Origin of the sequence: Clostridium sp. TF06-15AC (assembly GCF_003481165.1) — a bacterium.
Taxonomy (GTDB): domain Bacteria; phylum Bacillota; class Clostridia; order Lachnospirales; family Lachnospiraceae; genus Otoolea; species Otoolea fessa.
On record NZ_QUKS01000001.1, the window covers coordinates 454423 to 475332 of the forward strand.

14 protein-coding genes and 1 tRNA gene are annotated in these 20910 nt (G+C 50.8%); 2 read left to right on the plus strand and 13 right to left on the minus strand.

Annotated elements, in window-relative coordinates; genetic code table 11:
- Nucleotides 1–103 precede the first annotated feature (103 nt).
- The 4 genes from DXC57_RS02020 to DXC57_RS02035 form a co-directional block, all read right to left on the minus strand.
- Entirely contained in the window at nt 104–1219 is a 1116-nt protein-coding gene (locus DXC57_RS02020) for a hypothetical protein (protein ID WP_118650956.1), read from the minus strand.
- A 378-nt stretch (nt 1220–1597) separates the two neighbouring features.
- Nucleotides 1598–5362, minus strand: coding sequence for a phosphoribosylformylglycinamidine synthase (locus DXC57_RS02025; protein WP_118472754.1), 3765 nt, complete (start codon nt 5360–5362; stop codon nt 1598–1600).
- Between the two features lie 169 nt (nt 5363–5531).
- Nucleotides 5532–6158, minus strand: a complete 627-nt coding sequence (locus tag DXC57_RS02030; protein ID WP_118472753.1) for a histidine phosphatase family protein — start codon at nt 6156–6158, stop codon at nt 5532–5534.
- Between the two features lie 6 nt (nt 6159–6164).
- A complete protein-coding gene (locus tag DXC57_RS02035) occupies nt 6165–6719 on the minus strand; it encodes a sigma-70 domain-containing protein (protein WP_022359291.1) in 555 nt (184 codons plus the stop codon).
- 139 nt (nt 6720–6858) lie between these two features.
- On the opposite strand from DXC57_RS02035, the gene DXC57_RS02040 reads away from it, so the two are divergent.
- Nucleotides 6859–7782 (plus strand): LysR family transcriptional regulator, encoded by a 924-nt coding sequence (locus DXC57_RS02040; RefSeq protein ID WP_118472752.1) that lies wholly within the window; start codon nt 6859–6861, stop codon nt 7780–7782.
- Here the strand turns inward: DXC57_RS02040 and DXC57_RS02045 are convergent.
- Nucleotides 7718–10102 (minus strand): ATP-dependent DNA helicase, encoded by a 2385-nt coding sequence (locus DXC57_RS02045; RefSeq protein ID WP_118650958.1) that lies wholly within the window; start codon nt 10100–10102, stop codon nt 7718–7720. The genes DXC57_RS02040 and DXC57_RS02045 overlap by 65 nt on opposite strands.
- 355 nt (nt 10103–10457) lie before the next feature.
- A complete protein-coding gene (locus DXC57_RS02050; RefSeq protein WP_118472750.1) occupies nt 10458–10700 on the minus strand; it encodes an HPr family phosphocarrier protein in 243 nt (80 codons plus the stop codon).
- A gap of 493 nt (nt 10701–11193) precedes the next feature.
- Here DXC57_RS02050 and DXC57_RS02055 point away from each other — a divergent pair.
- Nucleotides 11194–11264, plus strand: a tRNA-Trp gene (locus DXC57_RS02055).
- Nucleotides 11265–11515: 251 nt separating this feature from the next.
- Here DXC57_RS02055 and radA read toward each other — a convergent pair.
- The 7 genes from radA to DXC57_RS02090 form a co-directional block, all read right to left on the minus strand.
- Complete coding sequence (gene radA / locus DXC57_RS02060) at nt 11516–12919, minus strand: DNA repair protein RadA (RefSeq protein ID WP_118651326.1); 1404 nt, start codon at nt 12917–12919, stop codon at nt 11516–11518.
- 161 nt (nt 12920–13080) lie between these two features.
- A complete protein-coding gene (locus DXC57_RS02065; protein WP_022359635.1) occupies nt 13081–13494 on the minus strand; it encodes a hypothetical protein in 414 nt (137 codons plus the stop codon).
- Between the two features lie 124 nt (nt 13495–13618).
- Entirely contained in the window at nt 13619–16066 is a 2448-nt protein-coding gene (locus DXC57_RS02070) for an ATP-dependent Clp protease ATP-binding subunit (protein ID WP_118472749.1), read from the minus strand.
- A gap of 28 nt (nt 16067–16094) precedes the next feature.
- On the minus strand, nt 16095–17129 hold the full coding sequence (locus DXC57_RS02075; protein ID WP_118650960.1) for an ATP--guanido phosphotransferase: 1035 nt from the start codon (nt 17127–17129) through the stop codon (nt 16095–16097).
- Entirely contained in the window at nt 17113–17679 is a 567-nt protein-coding gene (locus DXC57_RS02080) for a UvrB/UvrC motif-containing protein (RefSeq protein ID WP_107000012.1), read from the minus strand. The genes DXC57_RS02075 and DXC57_RS02080 overlap by 17 nt, the downstream gene beginning before the upstream one ends.
- A gap of 73 nt (nt 17680–17752) precedes the next feature.
- Complete coding sequence (locus tag DXC57_RS02085) at nt 17753–18127, minus strand: GntR family transcriptional regulator (protein WP_022359631.1); 375 nt, start codon at nt 18125–18127, stop codon at nt 17753–17755.
- 359 nt (nt 18128–18486) lie between these two features.
- Nucleotides 18487–20871, minus strand: coding sequence for a cadherin-like beta sandwich domain-containing protein (locus DXC57_RS02090; RefSeq protein ID WP_118650962.1), 2385 nt, complete (start codon nt 20869–20871; stop codon nt 18487–18489).
- Between the last annotated feature and the right edge of the window lie 39 nt (nt 20872–20910).

Consider the following 20910-nt stretch of genomic DNA (forward strand, 5'->3'; position numbering starts at 1 on the left):
ACTTGCTTTCGCTCGTCCGCTGTCTGCCGCTGTCTGATTTTTATTTCATTTATGTATGTTTCCGCATCTCAGATCCTCTTCCGGTCTGCTGCCAGATAGCTCCCTAGTGAAGAACACCATTTGCATCCGCTACCATACCGTTCGGAGTTACCATGTTCGTCCAGAGTGCTCCGCTATTCAGGTCAAACAGATACCATGCGCCATCGATGAACTGATAGCCTGTCTTTCTTGCACCACGGGTACCGTCGGATACCGGATTCAGATAATACTTGTACGGTCCAATCTGCTGCCAGCCGGTCAGCATCTTGCCTCTCGTACCATCGGATACCGGGTTTAAATAGAACCAGTTATTATCAGTATAGATCCAGTCTGTATCCATGAAGCCGTTTGCATTCAGATGATACCACTCATTATCAACATATACCCAGTTGTTCTTAACCGGTACACCATTGATGTAGTAAGACCAGCCGTAAATGCTGTTTACCCACTGACCATTCGCATTTGCCGGAGTGGAACCACCGGAAGAGCTGTTCGAAGAATTATCGGTCGGAGGTGTACCTGTATACACATCCGAAGAATTCATATAATATTCATCGGACTCATCACTCCACTCACCCTTGTCGCTTCCGTCAACCGCGCGTACCTTAAAGGTATAATCGCCGGATTTCGTCATGTATGGGTAGAAATTGTAGCTGCTGCCTGTGGTTGTAACAGTCGTTACGGTAGAACTGTTGCGGTACAGTTTAACTTCATACTTGCTTGCATCCGATACGCTGTCCCAGGTTGCGGTACGATTGCTCCAGCTAAGATCTTCGACCGTATCCAAATCGCCGTCAACAGCTGACATCGTAATCTTAACTTTCCACTCGCTCTTATCGCCAGATCGCTTCGTAACTTTGTAAGCCGACTTGGTTGCAGAAAGCTTTGTGCCGGATAACTGATAACCGTCCTTTGCCTCGATCGTCAGGTAGATGACCGGCTTATCACCTCTCTCCCACTCGCTGTCGTCATTGTCAAACTCCTGCTCGGTAATCTCAACATTACCCTTCGTAACTTGTACATCCGGATCCCCGATGCTGTCGCCCGCTTCCGGTTTCGCATTGACACGGAACTTAACTTCCGAGATCTTTTTGTCAGCCGCGTATGCCGGAATACTCATAGCCAGTGCCGCCATGATAGCAAGAGCGGAAACCGCCGCTGCCTTCAGGTTATGTCTCATATCCCATCCTCCTTTTTTAATGTACTCTCGCGTACAAACTCTTGTTTCCATTATAACAAACATATCTGCCTGCGTCAAAATAAACTGTCGGTATTTTCAAAATTTTCCCCTTGTTTTTTTGAAGTAAATGTCTGCTTTCTGTTATTGACAGGATAGCACACTTTTATTACCTGAGAATAACTTTTTGTTTAAGGTTTTCTGACATTTTCGTCAATGGTAGAATTTATATCATAATTGATATTTCCTGTGACATAAAAAAGAATGTACCTTTTTGTGTGATGGGGAATTCCAAGGAATTTTCTATCACACAAAAAATAGACCGGGGCAGATTTCTGCGATCCGGTCTATTTCTACCTTACTTAAAAGCAGGTGTTCATTTTATTTGAAATACTCCACACCTGAAGCAAACAGCTGCATATCCTGATTTCCATAGATATTCATGCCTGTATCGCTCCAGCAGCGCTCGTTGTGACCCATCTTACCAAGAATACGTCCATCCGGGCTTGTGATACCCTCGATGCACTGGTAGGAACCGTTCGGGTTCCACTCCTCGCTGACGGATAAGTTTCCGTTCGGATCGCTGTACTGGATCGCGATCTGACCATTTGCGCGAAGTTTTGCAAGCCACTCCTCGTTGGCTACGAAACGTCCTTCACCATGGGACATCGGGTTGCAGTATACGCCTCCCAGCTCTGCTTTTCTGAGCCACGGGGACAGGTTAGATACAACCTTTAAGTATGCCATGCGGGAAATGTGGCGTCCAATGTTGTTGGTTGTCAGAGTCGGGGAATCTGCTTTCTGAGGCTCAATCTTGCCTCCGGTTAAAAGTCCCAGTTTGATTAATGTCTGGAAGCCATTGCAGATACCCAGTACCAGGCCATCCCGGTCATGAAGCAGTTTGTCGATCTCCTCCATCATCGCCTCGTTGCGGAATACCGTAGCGAAGAATTTAGCCGAACCATCCGGCTCATCACCTGCGGAGAATCCACCCGGGAACATGATGATCTGGGATTTCTTGATATCCTCTTTGTACTGCTCGATGGAAGAACGGATATCGGATGCATTCTGGTTGCGGAATACACGCACAATCGTCTCCGCTCCGGCTGCCTCAAACGCTTTCGCGCTGTCCAGCTCGCAGTTGGTACCCGGCATTGCCGGAATAAATACAGTTGGTTTTGCCACTTTATGTTTACATACATATACCTTATCGGTATTGTAAAGTGTCTCTTCTGCTGCCTTCATCGGTGCGCCGGAAGCGGTCGGGAACACTTTCTCCAGGGTTCCGGTCCATGCTTTCAGAGCCTCTTCCATGGAGATCACGGTACTGCCATACTCGAAGGTTCCCTTGTCGGTTACCTCACCGATCACGGTGTACGGAATGGACAGCTCGCCTACCTTGCCGTCCGGAACCTCGCAGACAATATTGCCCCAGCCAGCAGCGAAGAAGTCTCTCGGATCTACATTGTGCTCAATCTTTACGCCCAGGCGGTTACCAAATGCCATCTTGCTGACAGCCTCTGCCACACCTGCACCCTCAACCGCATATGCGGAAATAATCTTTCCAGACTCCATATCGCGGTAGATTTTCTCGTAACCATCCATGATCTGGCTGTATACCGGCAGGTCATGTGCATCTTTCTCGATGGTAAAGAGAACAATCTTGCTGCCCGCTTTCTTAAATTCCGGAGATACCACGTGTTTGGTATCGGAAATATCAACTGCAAAGGAAACCAGTGTCGGCGGTACATCGATTTCGCCGTGCTCTTCATCATAGAAGCTGCCGGACATGCTGTCCTTGCCGCCGATGGACGGAAGTCCAAATCCGAGCTGCGCACTGTAAGCACCGAGCAGAGCGGAGAACGGTGTGCCCCATCTCTTCGGATCTTCCGTCATACGTTTGAAGTACTCCTGGAAGGTAAAGCGGATCTTGTGGAAATCACCGCCGTTTGCCACGATCTTAGCAACAGAATCCAGCACTGCGTAAGTAGCGCCGTGGTACGGGCTCCAGCTGGACAGGTACGGATCATAGCCGTAGCTCATCATGGTAACAGTATCGCATTTGCCCTCGCTCATCGGCAGTTTTGCCACCATCGCCTGTGTCTCGGTCATCTGGTGGACACCGCCGTATGGCAGGAATACACTGCTTGCGCCCACGGTGCTGTCGAACATCTCAACCAGACCCTTCTGGGAGCATACATTTAAGGAAGAAAGCATGGACAGCCATTTTCCTTTGACATCCTTTACTTCCTGTTTATCAAATACATTGCCTTCCCTGGTCGGAACCTCAACGGTAACGGTTGTCTCCTGATGAGCACCGTTGGTATCCAGGAATGCACGGCTTAAATCTACGATCGTCTTGCCTCTCCAGTTCAGAACCAGGCGCGGGGACTCGGTAACAACGGCAACCGGAACTGCCTCCAGGTTCTCTTCTGCTGCATAAGCAAGCATCTTATCAACATCTTTCGGGTCTACCACCAGAGCCATACGCTCCTGTGACTCGGAAATCGCAATCTCCGTTCCGTCCAGACCTGCATATTTCTTCGGAACCTTATCAAGGTCAATCTGAAGTCCGTCAGCTAACTCACCGATCGCTACCGACACGCCGCCGGCGCCAAAGTCGTTACACTTCTTGATCAGACGGCTGACCTCCGGGCGGCGGAACAGTCTCTGTAATTTACGCTCGGTCGGTGCATTGCCCTTCTGAACCTCTGCGCCGCAGACCTCGATGGACTCCTCGGTATGTACCTTGGAAGAACCGGTTGCGCCGCCAATACCATCACGGCCGGTACGTCCACCCATCAGGATGATTACATCGCCCGGATCGGAAGTCTCACGGATGACGTTTTTGCGCGGAGCTGCTGCCATAACAGCACCGATCTCCATACGTTTTGCCACATAATTTGGATGATAAATCTCTTTTACATAGCCGGTAGCAAGACCGATCTGGTTACCGTAGGAGCTGTAGCCATGTGCTGCATCCTTTACGATGCGCTTCTGCGGAAGTTTGCCGTGCAGTGTCTCCGACATCGGACGGGTCGGATCAGCCGCACCGGTCACACGCATAGCCTGATATACATAGGTACGTCCGGAAAGCGGGTCACGGATAGCACCGCCTAAGCAGGTGGCAGCGCCGCCAAACGGCTCAATCTCGGTCGGATGGTTGTGGGTCTCATTCTTAAAGTTTACCAGCCACTCTTCTTCCTTGCCGTCGATGGTAACCGGAACTACGATACTGCAGGCATTGATCTCCTCAGACTCCTCCAGATCCTCCAGCTTGCCTTCACGGCGAAGCTTCTTCATAGCGAGAACAGCCAGATCCATCAGGCAGACAAACTTGTCATCGCGATCTTTGTAGAGAACCTCGCGATCTGCCAGATACTGTTTGTAGGAAGCTTCCATCGGCTCATTGTAATCGCCCTTTGTAAAGGTAACGTCCTTTAACTCAGTCTGGAAGGTCGTATGACGGCAGTGATCGGACCAATATGTATCCAGCACGCGGATCTCGGTCACAGACGGATCTCTCTTCTCTTCGTTTTTAAAGTAGTTGTGGATATGCTCGAAATCCTTGAACGTCATCGCAAGGTTCAGGGAATCGTAGAGTTCTTTTAACTCTGCCTCGCCATAACCGCAGAAACCATCGAAAATCTTGACATCCTCCGGCTGCTCAAATACCGTTACCAGCGTTTCCGGCTTTGCGTTGTTATTCTCACGGGAATCCACCGGGTTAATGCACAGGGACTTGATGCCCTCGATCTGCTCCGCGGTCAGTGTTCCGGAAATAACATAAGTTGTCGCGGAACGGATCACCGGATTTTCCTCTTCATTCAGAAGTTTCACACACTGTTCTGCGGAATCGGCTCTCTGATCGAACTGTCCCGGCAGGAACTCAACGGAAAAGATCGTATCGCCTTCCTTGGACGGGAATGCCTCCTCATAGACAAAATCAACCGGCGGCTCAGAGAAGATAGTAATCAGCGCTTTCTGATATGCATCCTCCGATACATCCTCAATATCATAGCGGATCAGTACGCGGACATCGGTGATCGTGTCGATCCCCAGATAGCTTGCGATCTCCTCTTTCAGATCGTGAGCCAATACGGCAAATTCCGGTTTTTTCTCAACGAAAATACGTCTTACGCTCATGTTTTCCTCCTGTTTTTTCGTATTTTAATGTTTCATGTTCTGTAAAATACATTCATTTTTTAGCATAAAAGGCAAATGCCTTCTTCTAGCATCTGCCTTTATCATACACAATTTTTATAGATTAGTAAAATTAATATATTTAATATTTTTTATTAACATATCTTATTGGTTACTGTTCCAACGTCCCTGTCTCATTCAGTGCAAGCAGCTTTCCCATCCCCGTCGAACGGTCATACGAAACAACCGACAGACTGGCATTCGCCACAATGATCTCCTGCGGCTCCCGATGGAAACGGAGCAGATAATTCATCAAAAAGACGAGGATCCCACCGTGCGCCACGATCACCGCATCCCCGGCTGTCTCCTCCAAAATCTGTCGGATCGCCCGTTCACTCCGCGCCTCGCAGGATTTTCTTGATTCTCCGCCGGACGGGATGCCGACCATCGGCTGTTCCCTCCACAGATGAAATTCATCCGGGTACTCTGCTTCCACCTGCTGCCAGCTTTTGCCTTCCCAGCATCCAAAATCGCGCTCCCGCAGCCCCGTCAGTCGGCGGAGCGGTAATTTTTCTTCCTTGGCCAGGATCTCCGCCGTCTGGAATGCACGCGCAAGCGGGCTGGCATAGACCGCATCGATCCGCGTTTTTGCCGGATAGCCGCTCCTTTCTTTCAGGACAGTGGCAAGCTGCTCCGCCTGCTGCCGTCCTGTTTCGTTCAGCGGAATATCCGTCGTTCCCTGTATCTTTCCCGCCCGGTTCCAGTCGGTCTGACCGTGGCGTACCAAATAAAACAGCATTTTCTATTACTCCTGTTCATCTATCTCTTTCTGAGCCATCTCTGCCGCCTGACCGCTGACCTTCATCGCGTCCATCGTCAGCTTCATGATGTCACGGATCTCATCCTCGCTCATCTTCATGCGCTCCGCCAATTCCGCAAGGGTCGCTTCACGTCCCAGCTCCCGCGCCATGCTCGCAGAAATATCCTTGAGGACATTAACACGCGCCGCCATCTCCTCCTCGATCTTCGTCTCGCGGTTCTGAATCTGCAGCGCATCCTCGATCGCCGCGCGCACCTTTTTCTCCATCTGCGCGTCGAAATCACCGTTTTCGTACTCACTTGCGAACAGAAACAGCGCCATATTTGCCTCCTGCACCAGATCGCCCGCCGGAAGTCCCCGATCGTGGTACTCCTCCGCGATCTGAACCGCCTTCGCCAGTTTTAACTCCGTCAGACGGGAAGCCGCTGTCTTGTCCCCCTCCGTCAGTTTTTTCAGAAGCGCCGCTTCCTCCTCCGGCGTGCCCTGCGGGAGATTTTTCAGTTCCTCTAAGTAAATATCATAAAATGTATTAGATTCCATGTGGTATTCCCTCCTAAAAAATACATACTTCTAAGATGATTCCGTCATTTTATCACAAACAAGACACAGATACAATCATTATTGACTCCGCCCTTCAATCATGTTACACTGAATACAGTTCTATAAGGAGGACTAATAAATGGATATCAACTATGAATTATATAAAGTATTTTACCACGTAGCCTCGACGTTAAGTTTCTCCGAGGCATCTAAGCAGCTTTTCATCTCCCAGTCGGCGGTCAGCCAGTCGATCAAGGTACTGGAGAAGAAACTGAACCAGACTCTTTTCATCCGCAGCACAAAAAAAGTACAGCTTACCCCTGAAGGCGAGATCCTACTCAAGCACGTGGAACCGGCAATGAACCTGATCCGTCAGGGCGAAAACCAACTGCTCGACTCTAACAGCTTAAACGGCGGTCAGCTCCGCATTGGCGCAAGCGATACGATCTGCCGCTATTATCTGGTGCCATTTTTAAGCGAATTTCACAAGCGCTACCCGAATATCCACATCAAGGTTACCAACCGTACCTCCATCGAATGTGCGCGGCTTCTGGACAACGGTCAGGTCGATTTTATTCTGACGAACTATCCAAACTCCGGGCTCGGTGGAACGCAGAATATCCATGTGCTGCGCGAATTCAACGATATATTCGTCGCCAATGAGACCTATTTTCCGATGAAAGACCGCCCGGTTACACTGCGCGAGCTGCAGGCGCTCCCAATCCTCATGCTGGATCGCAAGAGTACCACCAGCGAATTTCTGCACAACATGTTCCAGAAGCACCAGCTCGACCTCGTACCGGAGATTGAATTAAGCAGCAACGATCTGCTCATCGATCTGGCGCGCATCGGTCTCGGCATCGCATTTGTCCCGGATTTCTGTCTCCCGGCTGGCGAAAAGGAGCTTTATGCCCTGACCCTGACTGAAGCCCTGCCGCCGCGCCAGCTCGTCGTCGTCCACAATGAGACAATGCCGATCTCACAGGCATCGCGTGAATTTATTGAACTTCTGGAAAACGGCTCCAAAACGCCTGGAGCTCCTGCTCCAGAGACGAAAGACTGACTCGTTTGACATCGCTCCATTCCCTTGGAAATAATTCCCGGTACTCCCGACGCCAGAACCGGTCATCCAGTAAAAGGATGACGCCCTGATCGGACGCGGTCCGGATGACCCGCCCTGCCGCCTGGAGTACCTTATTCATGCCCGGATACTGGTAGGCATATGCAAATCCATCTTTTCCCTCTTCTTCAAAATATCCCTGCAAAATTTTCTGCTCCGTGCATACCATCGGGAGCCCGGTTCCAACCACGATCACGCCGATCAGCCGGTTGCCTGTCAAATCGATTCCCTCCGAAAACAGACCGCCCATCACGCAGAACGCCACCAGGGAGGTATCACGTTCAGCTGTTCGTTCGGGAGAAAATTTCTGTAAAAATGCTTCCCGTTCCTCCTCGGTCATGTGAGAATCCTGGATCAAAACTTCCATACTTTTTCCGGTTTTCCCAAAACGTTTTTCCACTTCCCGCACCCGGTTCATATACTGGTACGACGGGAAGAACACAATATAATTGCCTTTTTTTGCACTTGCCATCGCCTGGATGTAGTGCAGCACCCGCCGGTATTCCGTCTCATTGCGCCGCGTATACCGGCTCGTCACATCCGTCGCCGCCAGCAGAAGACGCCGCTCCTGCGGAAACGGGGACGGCACATAGACCGTATAGTCCTCCTCCTGATCCGACAGAAGCATCCGGTAATACCGGAGCGGCAGAAGCGTTGCCGAGAAAAAGACCGCCGCTTTCCCCTGCGACAGGCACTGCGCCAGATTTTCAATCGGATTGACACAATAAAGCCGGATGACAAATTCGCCGGACGGCAGAAGTTCCGTATAAATCCTGTAATGCTCATCGACCCGCTCATACATATTTAAAAAATGTCGCACCGAAAAATAAAAATCCAGAATCGTGTCCCGTCCATCTTCCCCACCCGGCTTTTCCAGATACTTTTCCATTTCTCCAAAAACACTGTTTAACACTGAAACCAGATGTCCGGCATCCTTAAGCACCTGGTAGCCGTCGCACTCCCGCTTCATCTCCAGAAGCGCCTTATTTAACCTTGTAAGCTGCCGCCCCAGCGCCGGCGCACGATGTCCCAGTACCTTTTTCGTCAAAAGCACTTCTTCCTTTATAATAGAAGCACTATACATTTCCCGCGCGCGCGATACCAGATTGTGAGCTTCATCCATCAGGAAGAAATAGTCTCCCTCCGCCCCATCCGCAAAATAACGTTTCAAGCGCACATCCGGGTCAAAGACATAATTATAATCGCAGATGATCCCATCCACAAACGAAGAAATATCGAGGCAGAACTCAAACGGGCAGACCTGAAATTTTTCCGCATACTCTAAAATTACCGAACGCGTGATTCCAAATTCCTGATGCAAAATTTCATACACCGCATCGTTGACACGGTCAAAATGCCCTTTCGCACGCGGGCACATTTCCGGATTGCACACCGGTTTTTCCAAAATACACAACTTTTCCTTTGCCGTGATCGTGACCGAACGAAAATACAGCCCGCGTTCCCGCAAAATCGCCAGCGCCTCTTCCGCCACCGTCCGCGTGATCGTCTTCGCCGTCAGGTAAAAGAGTTTCTGCCCATGCCCTTCCCCGATCGCTTTAAGCGCCGGAAATACCGTCGAAAGAGTCTTTCCAATCCCGGTCGGGGCCTGGACAAACAGCCTGCGCCCGCGCTCCAGCGTCCGGTAAACCGCCACCGCCAGCTCCCGCTGTCCCGCCCGGTACGGATAGGGAAATTCGAGCGCTTTGATTGATTCATCACGTCGCAGCCCGTTGTGATAGAGGTAACGCGCCCATTTGACATATTCATGGATCAGACCAGCAAACCATTCGGAAAGTTCGTCCATCGTCTGGATCTCCTGAAAGCGGCGGATCTCCTCCGTCTCCAGATTACAGTAGGTGAGCTGCAGTGTCACTTCGTCCAGCGCTTCCTGTAATCCATAGATATAGCCATAACAGCGCGCCTGCGCCATATGCACGCCAACCGCTTCTTCCAGACAGTTTACATCCTGGTAAACACACTTGATCTCATCGATCGTGACATCTTTTCCATCCCGGATGATTCCATCCGCACGCCCCTCGACCACGATTTGGAATCCGTCCTCCTCCACCGAATGGCGCAGCGACACCTCCGCCTGATACCCTGAGCCCATCCGCCGCTGTATCTTCCGGTGCATCCGTCCTCCAGCTAACATCGCCTCTTTCTGTGCACCCGCCGTGCGCCGGTTATCAATATCCCCCGAACGCAGAACGAACTCAACCAGATTGCGGACGGAGATCCGTATCTGCCTGCCGGTCAGCTCCATGTGTGGTTCCTCCCTTCCCCATACATGTACTCTCGGAATCTTTCTGTGCTTGATTTTGTGAAATGATTTTTTGTCAGTTGTGCCCAAATTTCTGAGGCGTACGCGGTGCGTACGTTGATGAAATTCGGGTGCGGCTGGCGGAAAATCAGCCACAAAAGCACGTGCAGAAAGACTCCGAGAGTACATATATATGTCTATCAAAAAGACTGCAGACACCATCTTCTCTCCGGCACCCGCAGTCTTTCTTTATTTTCGTACTATCAACTTTTCTTTCATCATACCGATTCGGGTCATACATATCCTTCCAAAATATCTATGATATCTATGTTCCGCTTGAACCAGCCTTCCAGCCCTTTTATGCCGCTGTCACATTGTTCGCTTCCATCGTGTCAAGAAACGCCTCATACTCTGCATCCTCGCCCATGTACTCAACGGTCAGAATCTGTGTCAGATCCAGGCTCATAACTCCCAGAATCGACTTGGCGTCAATGACAACACGGTTATAAAAAACATCAATATCAAAATCGCATTTCATAGAAGCATTGACAAATTTCTTTGCATCTTCTATCGTTTTCAGCATAATTTTTCTCTGTTTCATAATAAACAACTCCTTTTTACTGAATGTACCAACAGAATTTTTTCCTCCGTTTTTTAGGCACATTTAAAACCATAAAGATTTATTCAGTGTTTATAGCATGATTTTTGTCGAATGTCAATTTGATTTCTTTTATACCGCATATTTTTAATACATGATTTTTACCAAAAAAGCAGAGTGTTTCTTAGTAAAATATTCCGACGTCTAGAACTATCGTCGTATTCATTTCATGATATATTGTCATTATTTATATACATCAAATGGTTTAACGGATTGGTTTTGGGCAGTTGAACTAAATATTCATTGTGATTTTCCACCCAGCATGAGCACACAAATTCTCTTTTACCAAATTATCCTGATCTCTAGTTTCCATATAAAATGATGAATGATACTTAATAAATGGAAAAAAATATATTAAATCAAAAAAAATGAAAAATCACAAAAAAATTGTTGACTTTTCGTTATGGCTATGATATTATAACTGAGTCAGCAACGAAGGGGAATAGTTCAATGGCAGAGCAACGGTCTCCAAAACCGTTAATGGGGGTTCGAATCCCTCTTCCCCTGCTTCTAAAGGCGTCAGTGATTCAGAGATGAGTCATTGGCGTTTTTTGTTTTTTTAAACATTCAAGTTGAACGTCCGTGAGACTTGACGCGTGATTCTGGTCAGCGAAGCTGACATATTCCTATCAGAATCACTGCGCATCCTCGCGAAGCGTTTATCTCAGTCGGAGCCCCAACTCCCACTGAGACAAATTTGCTGTTACTCACATTACGCTAATATTATTTTTCTTAAATTTTCCCAAAATCCAAGCAACCTACAGCAGCCCAATCGCCTCCCGCACATTTGCCACCCCTTCCAGCCGGATATCCGACCTTGGTTTCAATTTACTGACATTGACCATCGGAAGAATGCATCTTGTAAATCCCATCTTGACTGCCTCATGGACTCTCTGCTCTGCCATCGAGACGGCGCGCACCTCTCCGGAAAGTCCGACCTCGCCAAATACGATCGTTTTCTCATCCAGCGGACGGTCTTTATAGCTGGAAATCAGCGCCATCACGATCGCAAGGTCAAGCGCCGGCTCGTTCATCTTCATGCCGCCTGCAATGTTGACATACGCATCGTACCCGGACAGGGCATAACGGCATCGTTTTTCCAACACTGCCATGAGCAGGTTCACACGGTTGTAATCGACGCCCGCTGCCGTCCGCCGCGGCAGTCCGAAATTCGTCTTTGACACCAGCGCCTGCACTTCCAGAAGAATCGGGCGGGTTCCCTCCATCGAGCAGGCAGTCACCGCACCGGATGCCTCCGCCGGGCGCCCTTCCAGCATAAATTCGGATGGATTCGGCACCTCCGCCAGTCCTTCCTCCCGCATCTCAAACACGCCGATCTCATTGGTCGAACCGAAACGGTTCTTCACTCCCCGCAGAATCCGGTAGGACGCATGGCGATCGCCCTCAAAATATAGCACTGTATCGACCATATGTTCCAGCATACGCGGTCCCGCCACAACGCCCTCTTTCGTCACATGACCGACGATAAAGACTGTCACGCCCAGTCCTTTTGCGAGCTGCATCAGGACGCCGGTGCACTCTCTTACCTGGCTGACACTGCCCGGTGCGGAACCTGCCGCCTCGATAAACATGGTCTGGATCGAGTCGATCACGACCACATCCGGGCGTACTTCCCGGATCACCTCCGCGATCGTATCCAGGTTCGTCTCACTCAAGAACGAAAGTGGTCCGCGCACCGTCCCGATCCGGCTTGCCCGCAGTTTGATCTGTTTTAATGACTCCTCGCCGGAGACGTATAAAACCTTTTGTTCCTGTCCTGCCAGGTTCCGGCAGACCTGCAGAAGCAGGGTTGATTTTCCGATTCCCGGATCTCCGCCGACCAGCACCAGGGAGCCACGCACCACGCCGCTTCCAAGCACCCGGTCAAGTTCTGCAAATCCGGTTTTCGTCCGATCCGTATCGGAAAGCTCAATTTCATCTAAGCTGACCGGCTTTGCCTGCGCGCTAACCCGTTTCCCCGGTGCCGCCGTCAGCGAAGCCGCTGCCGCATACCGCCCTGCTGCCGTACCGGATGATGCTGGTGCAGACGGCGCTTCCACCATCGTATTCCACGCCTTGCACGCCGGGCACTGCCCCATCCATTTGGAAGATTCATAACCGCATTCCCTGCAGAAAAATCCCGTTGATTTTGCCTTTGCCATGCTGATTCCTTTCCAAACACTTCTTCTCATATTTCTTATTACACAAAAAGCTGCTGCATGGCGGAAACCGGCTTCCGGCGCACACGTCCGCCATTCCTGCCATGCAGCAACTTTCATCTCACGCATTGTAACTTGTACGTAACGCTTTGTTTTTCTTTTCCTTATCTGGCTTCAATCCGGATTGCGGTTGCCTTGCCCGGGTTCAGCTCCACGCTCAGTACCAGTTTGCCGCTGACGTTGGTCTTCATACCACCAACCGATACGCCGTCTACATATACCTCATACTCACGCTCATCCTCTAACTGAATGGTAATCTGAGCATCCTTCTCGCCCTCAACCGAAAACTGTACGGAAGTATCTCCCGCCTGGAAATGATTGACTGCCGTGCCCGGTACCGACTCATATACGAACATTCCGTTGCGCTCCAGCTTGGTAATCTCGCCGAATGTTTTTACCTTATAAAGATCGCCCTGAAATTCAAAATCCTGCAGCTTGGACTTTGCTGCTAACATATAATTGCCAAAACTGATGGTTCCGTCATCCTCGATGCGGATTAACTCGCTAACTACTGGCATAATGCTTTATCCTCCTAGTATCCTTTTAATCAATATCGCAACTGCTCCGCACTTACACAGTTACTCAGTAGTATCATTTTAACACACTTCGACCGGGTTTACCAGTCTTTTCGCTTCCAGCCCTTTAGACCGTCTCAAATTTCAGCTGATCGCCATCTTTTTCAATCCGAACCTCTGTTTTTTTCCGGATCGTGCCTTCCAGGATCTTCTCAGAAAGCTGATCCTCGATCTGCGTCTGGATCGTCCGGCGCAACGGTCTTGCACCATATTTGGAATCATATCCCTTGTCTGCTAGGAAATCGATCGCATCATCTGTGATCGTGAGCGTCATTCCAAGCTGATCCTCCGTCCTTTTCTTGATGCCGCGCAGCAGAATGCCCGCGATCGTCTTGATATTCTCCTTCGTCAGAGGATGGAATACTAAAATCTCATCGATTCGGTTTAAAAACTCCGGTTTAAACATCCGGCGCACTTCCTCCATTACGCGCTCTTTCATAAACGCATAATCCGCTTTCTCACCGCTCTCCGACGAGAATCCAAGCCGCTTCGGGGAAATAATATTTTCAGCGCCCGCATTGGAGGTCATAATCAGAATCGTGTTCTTGAAATCCACCTTCCGTCCCTGTGCGTCCGTAATGTGCCCGTCATCGAGGATCTGCAGCAGAATGTTAAATACATCCGGATGCGCTTTTTCAATCTCATCAAAGAGAATAACCGAATATGGATTGCGACGCACCTTCTCACTGAGCTGTCCGCCCTCCTCGTAGCCAACATATCCTGGCGGCGAACCGATCATCTTGGAAACGCTGTGTTTCTCCATGTACTCCGACATATCAACACGGATCATCGCATTTTCCGTGCCAAACATCGCCTCCGAGAGTGCCTTGGAAAGCTCTGTTTTTCCGACACCCGTCGGCCCCAGGAACAGAAACGAACCGATCGGCCGCTTCGGATCCTTGAGTCCCACACGACCACGGCGGATCGCACGCGCCACGGCGGATACAGCTTCCTCCTGTCCGACCACACGCTCATGCAGAATGGACTCCAGTTTCAACAGCCGCTCTGACTCTTCTTCTGCCAGCTTGCGAACCGGGATCTTCGTCCAGTCAGAAACAATGTCCGCAATCTCATTTTCACCGACCACTAACTTGCGTGAATTTTTCTCTTTTTCCCATTTTTCACGAATCTTTTCAATCTTTTCCTGCTTTTTCTGCTGCTTCTTCTTGATCTCACCGGCTTTCTCATAGGCTTCAGCCTTGATCGCCTCTTCCTTCTGACCTTCGAGTTTTTTGATCTCCGCTTCGAGCTTTTTGATCTCCTCCGGCTCCGTATATACAGTCAGACGCAGCTTCGAGGATGCTTCATCGATCAGATCGATCGCCTTGTCCGGCAGGAAACGGTCATTAATATAGCGGGCAGACAGGCGCACCGCTGCCACCAGCGCCTCATCCTGGATCGTTACCTTGTGGTGCTCCTCATAGCGGCTGCGAAGCCCCTTCAAAATCTCGATGGATTCCGCCTCCGTCGGCTCATCTACCATAACCGGCTGAAACCGGCGTTCCAAAGCCGCATCTTTTTCGATGTATTTGCGGTATTCTTCCAGCGTCGTCGCACCAATGAGCTGAATCTCCCCCCTCGCCAGCGACGGTTTCAGGATATTGGAGGCATCGATCGCGCCCTCCGCGCCGCCTGCGCCGATGATCGTGTGAATCTCGTCAATAAACAAGAGCACATTTCCACTCTCCCGCACCTCGGCAAGTACCTTCTTAATCCGCTCTTCGAACTCACCGCGGTACTTGGATCCTGCGACCATGCCGGACAAATCGAGACTGACAACCCGCTTTTTCGCGATCGTCTCCGGTACATTGCCGGAAACAATGAACTGTGCCAGACCTTCCACAACCGCCGTCTTTCCGACGCCTGGTTCCCCGATCAGGCACGGATTATTCTTCGTCCGGCGGCTTAAAATCTGAATAACACGTTTCATTTCCCGTTCCCTGCCGATGACTGGATCGAGCTTTCCGTCCCGCGCCATCTGGGTCAGATCCCGGCTGAAATTGTCCAGATTCGGTGTATTGCCTTTCTCCGGGCGCACCCGTCCTGCTGCCGCATCTTCCGCTGCCTCGGACGGCGCGTCATCGCCCATAGCCCCCATCAGATCCACATATAATTTCTGAATATTAACATTCATTGTATTGAGTAAACGGCACGCAGTTGATTTTCCATCCTTGATGATGGCAATCAGGATGTGCTCCGTTCCAATCAGAGGCGCTTTGAAAAAAACCGCCTCATCATAACTCGCCTGCAGCACGGCGCGCGCCCCCGGCGTATACTCAATCTGTCCCTCTACCTGAGTCGCCACTGCCGGGCTTATCAGACGCTCCATCAGTTCCATGACACGCTCTTCTGTCACATCATGTTCTGCCAGAACCGCTGCCGCCACGCCAGTTTCCTCTTTTATCAGTCCTAAAAGCAGATGCTCCGTCCCCACATAGCCGTGTTCCAGCTCCTGCGCTGTCTCGACTGCCAGACGGATCGCTTCTCTGGCTTTCTGAGTAAAACGATCGATCATTTTACTGTTCCTCCTGTTTCTTTTTACTTTACACCAGCTTCGGCAGTTCCTCCCGCAGATACCGCGCCCGCTCTGCCTCCAATTCCTCACGTCCCAGCGGCTTGCTCGAACGTTTCTGTAAGTTTGCCGGCTGGATGCCGATCATCAGGCGGTAAATGCTCACAAATTCTGCCGGTTTTAACAGCCCGTCCGCGATGCCCGCCCAGACATGAGATAGAAATGTCATCGCTTCCTTGAGCGTCATCCGGCGCGCATATTTCAGAACGCCGTAGGACTTGTACGCCTCGTCCTCCCGCTCCAGGCGGTGTCTCGACAGAGAAACCTCGCGGAACTGATTTTCCTGCGCCGAGAGCTGCCCCGCCACGTTGGCTACCAGCTCCAGAATCTCTTGTTCGGTGATGCCGAGTGTCTTCTGATTGACTACCTCGTACAGATCGCCGTAGTTTTCATTGCCTCTGCCATAAACGCCGCGCACGGTCGTGCCGAAACGCCCCATATCGCCCAGAAGTTCCTGAAATTTCTTATTCATCGTCAGGGACGGCAGATGCACGACCACGGACGCCTTCATTGCTGTTCCGACATTCGTCGGATAGGACGTCAGATATCCATATTTCTCATTAAATGCATACGGAATCCTCTCGTTGATATAATCATCCAGCGCATCCGCTCTTGCATAACATTCTTGCAGATCGAGTCCCGATGCCAGCACCTGTAAACGGATATGATCGTCCGCATTTAATACCATGCTGACCCGCTCATCCTCCGAACAGAGGATCCCGCCCGGCGTCGTCTTCTCCGCCAGCGTGCGGTTTAAAAGCCGCCGTTCCCGCAATGCGGTGCGGTCAAGCTTCTCCATCAATTCCAGATCTTCATATTCATAAAACTGACCGTCCCGGTCACCCAGATCGCGAAAATTCTGTTTTAAACGGGCAATCATCGTTCGCGCCTCATCCGGCTCCAGACGGCTCGGAAATTTATATTCCTCCCAGTTCCGAGACAGACGCACCCGGCTGGAAACGATATTGGACGCATCATTCGCCACTTCCTCAAACCATTTCGTCATGTCTCATCTCTCCTTCCAGACTGTGTATCTTATCCCGGCAGGCAGCAGCCGTCTCATAGTCTTCTTCCTGCAACGCCGCTTCCAGCCTGCGTTTCAGCTGCTTAATCTGCTCTTCCGGGCTGAATTCCAGTTCTCCCTTCTTCGTCACCTCTGCAGCCGCCTGACTGCGCGGCTGGATCTTCGGATGTTTGCCGGTATGGCTCGAATTTTCCTGCAATTTCTTAATTTTCTCTCCAAGCAACGGATCAAACACATGATAACAGTCCGCGCATCCGAAACGGCTGTTCTTGATAAATTCTTCATACGTCGTGCCGCAGGTCGGGCATACCACATCCTCTTTCGGTGCCTGGCTGGCAGACGCATCCGTCAGTCCCAAAAGGCTCGAAAGCAGTTTTCCAAGCGGAAATTCTCCCTCAATCAGTGCCGAGTACGGTCCCAGATCCATCTCTTTCGCGCACTGGGCGCAGAGATTATGCTCTGTCTTGACGCCGTTAAACACTTCTGTATATTTAATATTCGCTTCGCGAATCCCACATTTCTCACACAGCATAATTTATCCTCCCAACATACACATCCCGCAACGGTTCCAATACACAAAAATCTTCGCCCGCAGCCGGAACCTGCTATTCCGCTGTAAATGCGTCATAAATGGAATCCACCAGATTGTGAACCTCCTCGCGGCTCACATTTTTACAGACACCTCTTGCCAGAATCACACTGAGATCCCGGCGCATCTCCGAGATCGTCCGCATCTTATCCGTATCAAGTGCAATCACTGCCCCGCGGCGGCGGTCCACACGCAGAAAACCTTCCTGTTTCAGTACAGAATATGCCTTGTTGACCGTGTGCATGTTAATTCCGATGTTATCCGCTAACTGGCGCACGGATGGCAGTGTATCGCCCTCCCGGATCTGGTCGGTCGCAATCCCGATGATGATCTGGTTTATGAGCTGAATATAAAGCGCTTCCTCACTGTTAAAATCAATCTCTACAATCATACTCCACCATCTTTCATTCTGACGGCAGACCCCGTTTCTAAATACAGTCAGCCGCCTGTTTTATCATTTGTTATATAGATTGTATAACAAACAGATGTTTTCGTCAACTGTAAAACTGTGTTAATTGTGTGAACTTGTTACTGTTCACGGATAGGCACTTTTGGAACTGAAAGTGCCGTAAGAAAACGTGGTGGCAGCAGGAATTTGCCGTATTTAAATGCGAAGCCACGGCAAATTCCGTTACTGGGCACGTATGCGTGAACAGTAACGTGAACTTGTTACAAAAAAATCGATATAAAAGAAAAGACAGATACCCACCAGAAATCTCCTGGACAGCTATCCATCTTTTCCTCTTTTATTTACTGCGGATCGTCGACATACTCAAATCCATCCTCATCACGCCGATCCCGCTCTAACCGGGCTTTTGCCTCGCGGGCGCGTCTGGATCGCTCTGATTCCGACTCATATCTCGTTGGGCGATCACCGTATTCCTCCCGTTCCAGCGTGTAGTAAAGCTCCGAGCGGGATGCCGGGCGCACTTGAATCGCCGGGCGCGCATTCCGGCGTTCTCCCGATACTGCAGACTCTTTCGCCGCACGATGCGCCGATGCCGGCGTGTAATCGCGCTGCAGGCGGCTTTCTTTTGCTGAAACAGCACGTTCCCGTTCTGTGCGTCGGCTTTCTGCCACTGCCTGGCGTTCCCGCTCTGCGCGGCTTCCGTCTGCCGAAGTTCTGCGCGGACGCTCAGAACGGCTTTCCTCTGCCGCATCTCTGCGGGTGCGCTGCAGACGTTCTTCTTCTGATGCTTCTCTGCGGACACAAGCCGGACTGCTTTCTTCTGGCATTTCTCTACGGACGCGTTCGGAACGATTTTCGCTTCCTGCTTCCCGGCGGCGTCTTTCCTCCGGCATCCGTTTTGCGCGGTCTGCCGATGCTGCTGCCTCCATACTCCGCTCCCGGCGAACCGGCTGGGACGCGTGCTCCTCATCCCTTGTCCGGCGGGCCGACGGCGTCTCGCGCTCCTCTTCCCGCTCCCGGCGGACCGGTCTTGTCTCCAGCGTCTCTTGGGTTCGGCGCGCACTCCGACGCCCTTCCTCCATCCGCTCTGCGGACGGGCGGCGTCTGTCATCCGCTGCCATGCGCTCCTTCTCACTCCGCGCTGCCGGTCTTGCCGACGTCATTTCCCCATCTTCTCTCTTGTCGCGCCCAGTGCCTCGTTTCACCCGTGCGTCTGCCGCCGGTCGTGCATTCGGCGATGACGGACGACGCTTGGACCTCTGTCTGCCTCCGGCTGCCTGCGCTTCCTCTCTCCACTCTTTCCGCTTGAGCAGAAGATTGATCACGATAAAGAACAAGATTACACACGCTACGCCCAGAACCGCAAGCATGACAAAGCGAATATTATAATCCCTGCAAAGTGCGTTGTACTTATCTACAATCTCCTCCACTTGTGCATCATCGTATTTAGTTGCCAGAGACGGGTCTTCAAAATACCGTTGGAAGGTCTTTTCTGCAATATCATACCGATACAGCGACTTCTCGCCACTCTCATTCATACCATATACGACACAATACTTCTGCTGTTCATCGCTCTTCCACACCCAGCCCTGCACTTTATACGTGCCGTTTAACTGAATGGTCGTCTCCATAAATCCATCCGGAATCTGAACCGACTCATCCGGTGGAAGCACCAGAATCGACTTTGCTGTCACATCGATCGTCACATACGGCGATAACACACCGGATTCCGGTATATAAATATAAAACGCACCATTTCCATCGGCACCCTGCAAATACAGAAGCGTCAGGTCATTGCCATTTCCACACTGGACCTCTGAACCGCCATAAGTACAGGTAGACTGCGTATATCCTTCCGGAAGCAGGGAGGCATCAAATTCCGTCGCCACCGTATAGGAAACGCCGTCTATTTCCACATCCAGCCCGTTTGTCACAACCGGCGTTGTCCCAACTGCCTCTGTTTCAGCCCCTGTCTCCGCCTCTGACGGCACATCGACCGTATCTAGCTTATTGACTGTGATCGTGTAGCTCTTAGTTGTCTGTCCATCCTCCGCCGTCACCTTGCAGACAACGGTATTAGCACCTACCTTTAAGCCGGAATCACCGCTGACAAGGACTTTCGCCTTGCTGTCCTTCGCACTCGCGCTGACCGCCAGCTTATCGACGCTGGCTCCTACCTGCGCCGTATAGGAAGTCACATTTGGCGAAAATGCAGGGGAAAGTGTTCCTGGAGAAATCTTTAAGGACGAAAGCGCCGCTTCCGCCGAGGAGGTTGCCGGTGCTTTTACTTTGACGCTCGCCGTCCCCGTTTTAGAAACTGTGACTGCCTGTGCATCTGAGTCATAGACTTCATAACTTCCCACAGAGATCGAAGTATTTCCCGCCTGCACTGCCTTGAATTTCAGCGTATAGGAAAATGCCTTCGTCGAATTGGAATCCATCGTTCCAACCAGGCGGACGGAACCTGCACCGCCGCTTGCGTTATTTCCGCTCACAAACTCAATGACCGACGGATCATAGGAAAGTACCACGTCGGATGCCCCTAGATTTCCATCCTGAGAGGAGATCTTCACATTGACGCTGAACTCCTGACCCACCGTCGCACTCGGATCGGAAAATGAAATTTTTGCGCTGGATGCATAGGCGCTGATCCCGCCAACCGGCGCCGCCACCGTCAGCATACCTGCCGCAAGTATACCTAATATGATATTTTTAAACCTTTTCATTCAACTGCCCTGTCCTATATTCTTTATTGGTAACGGTCC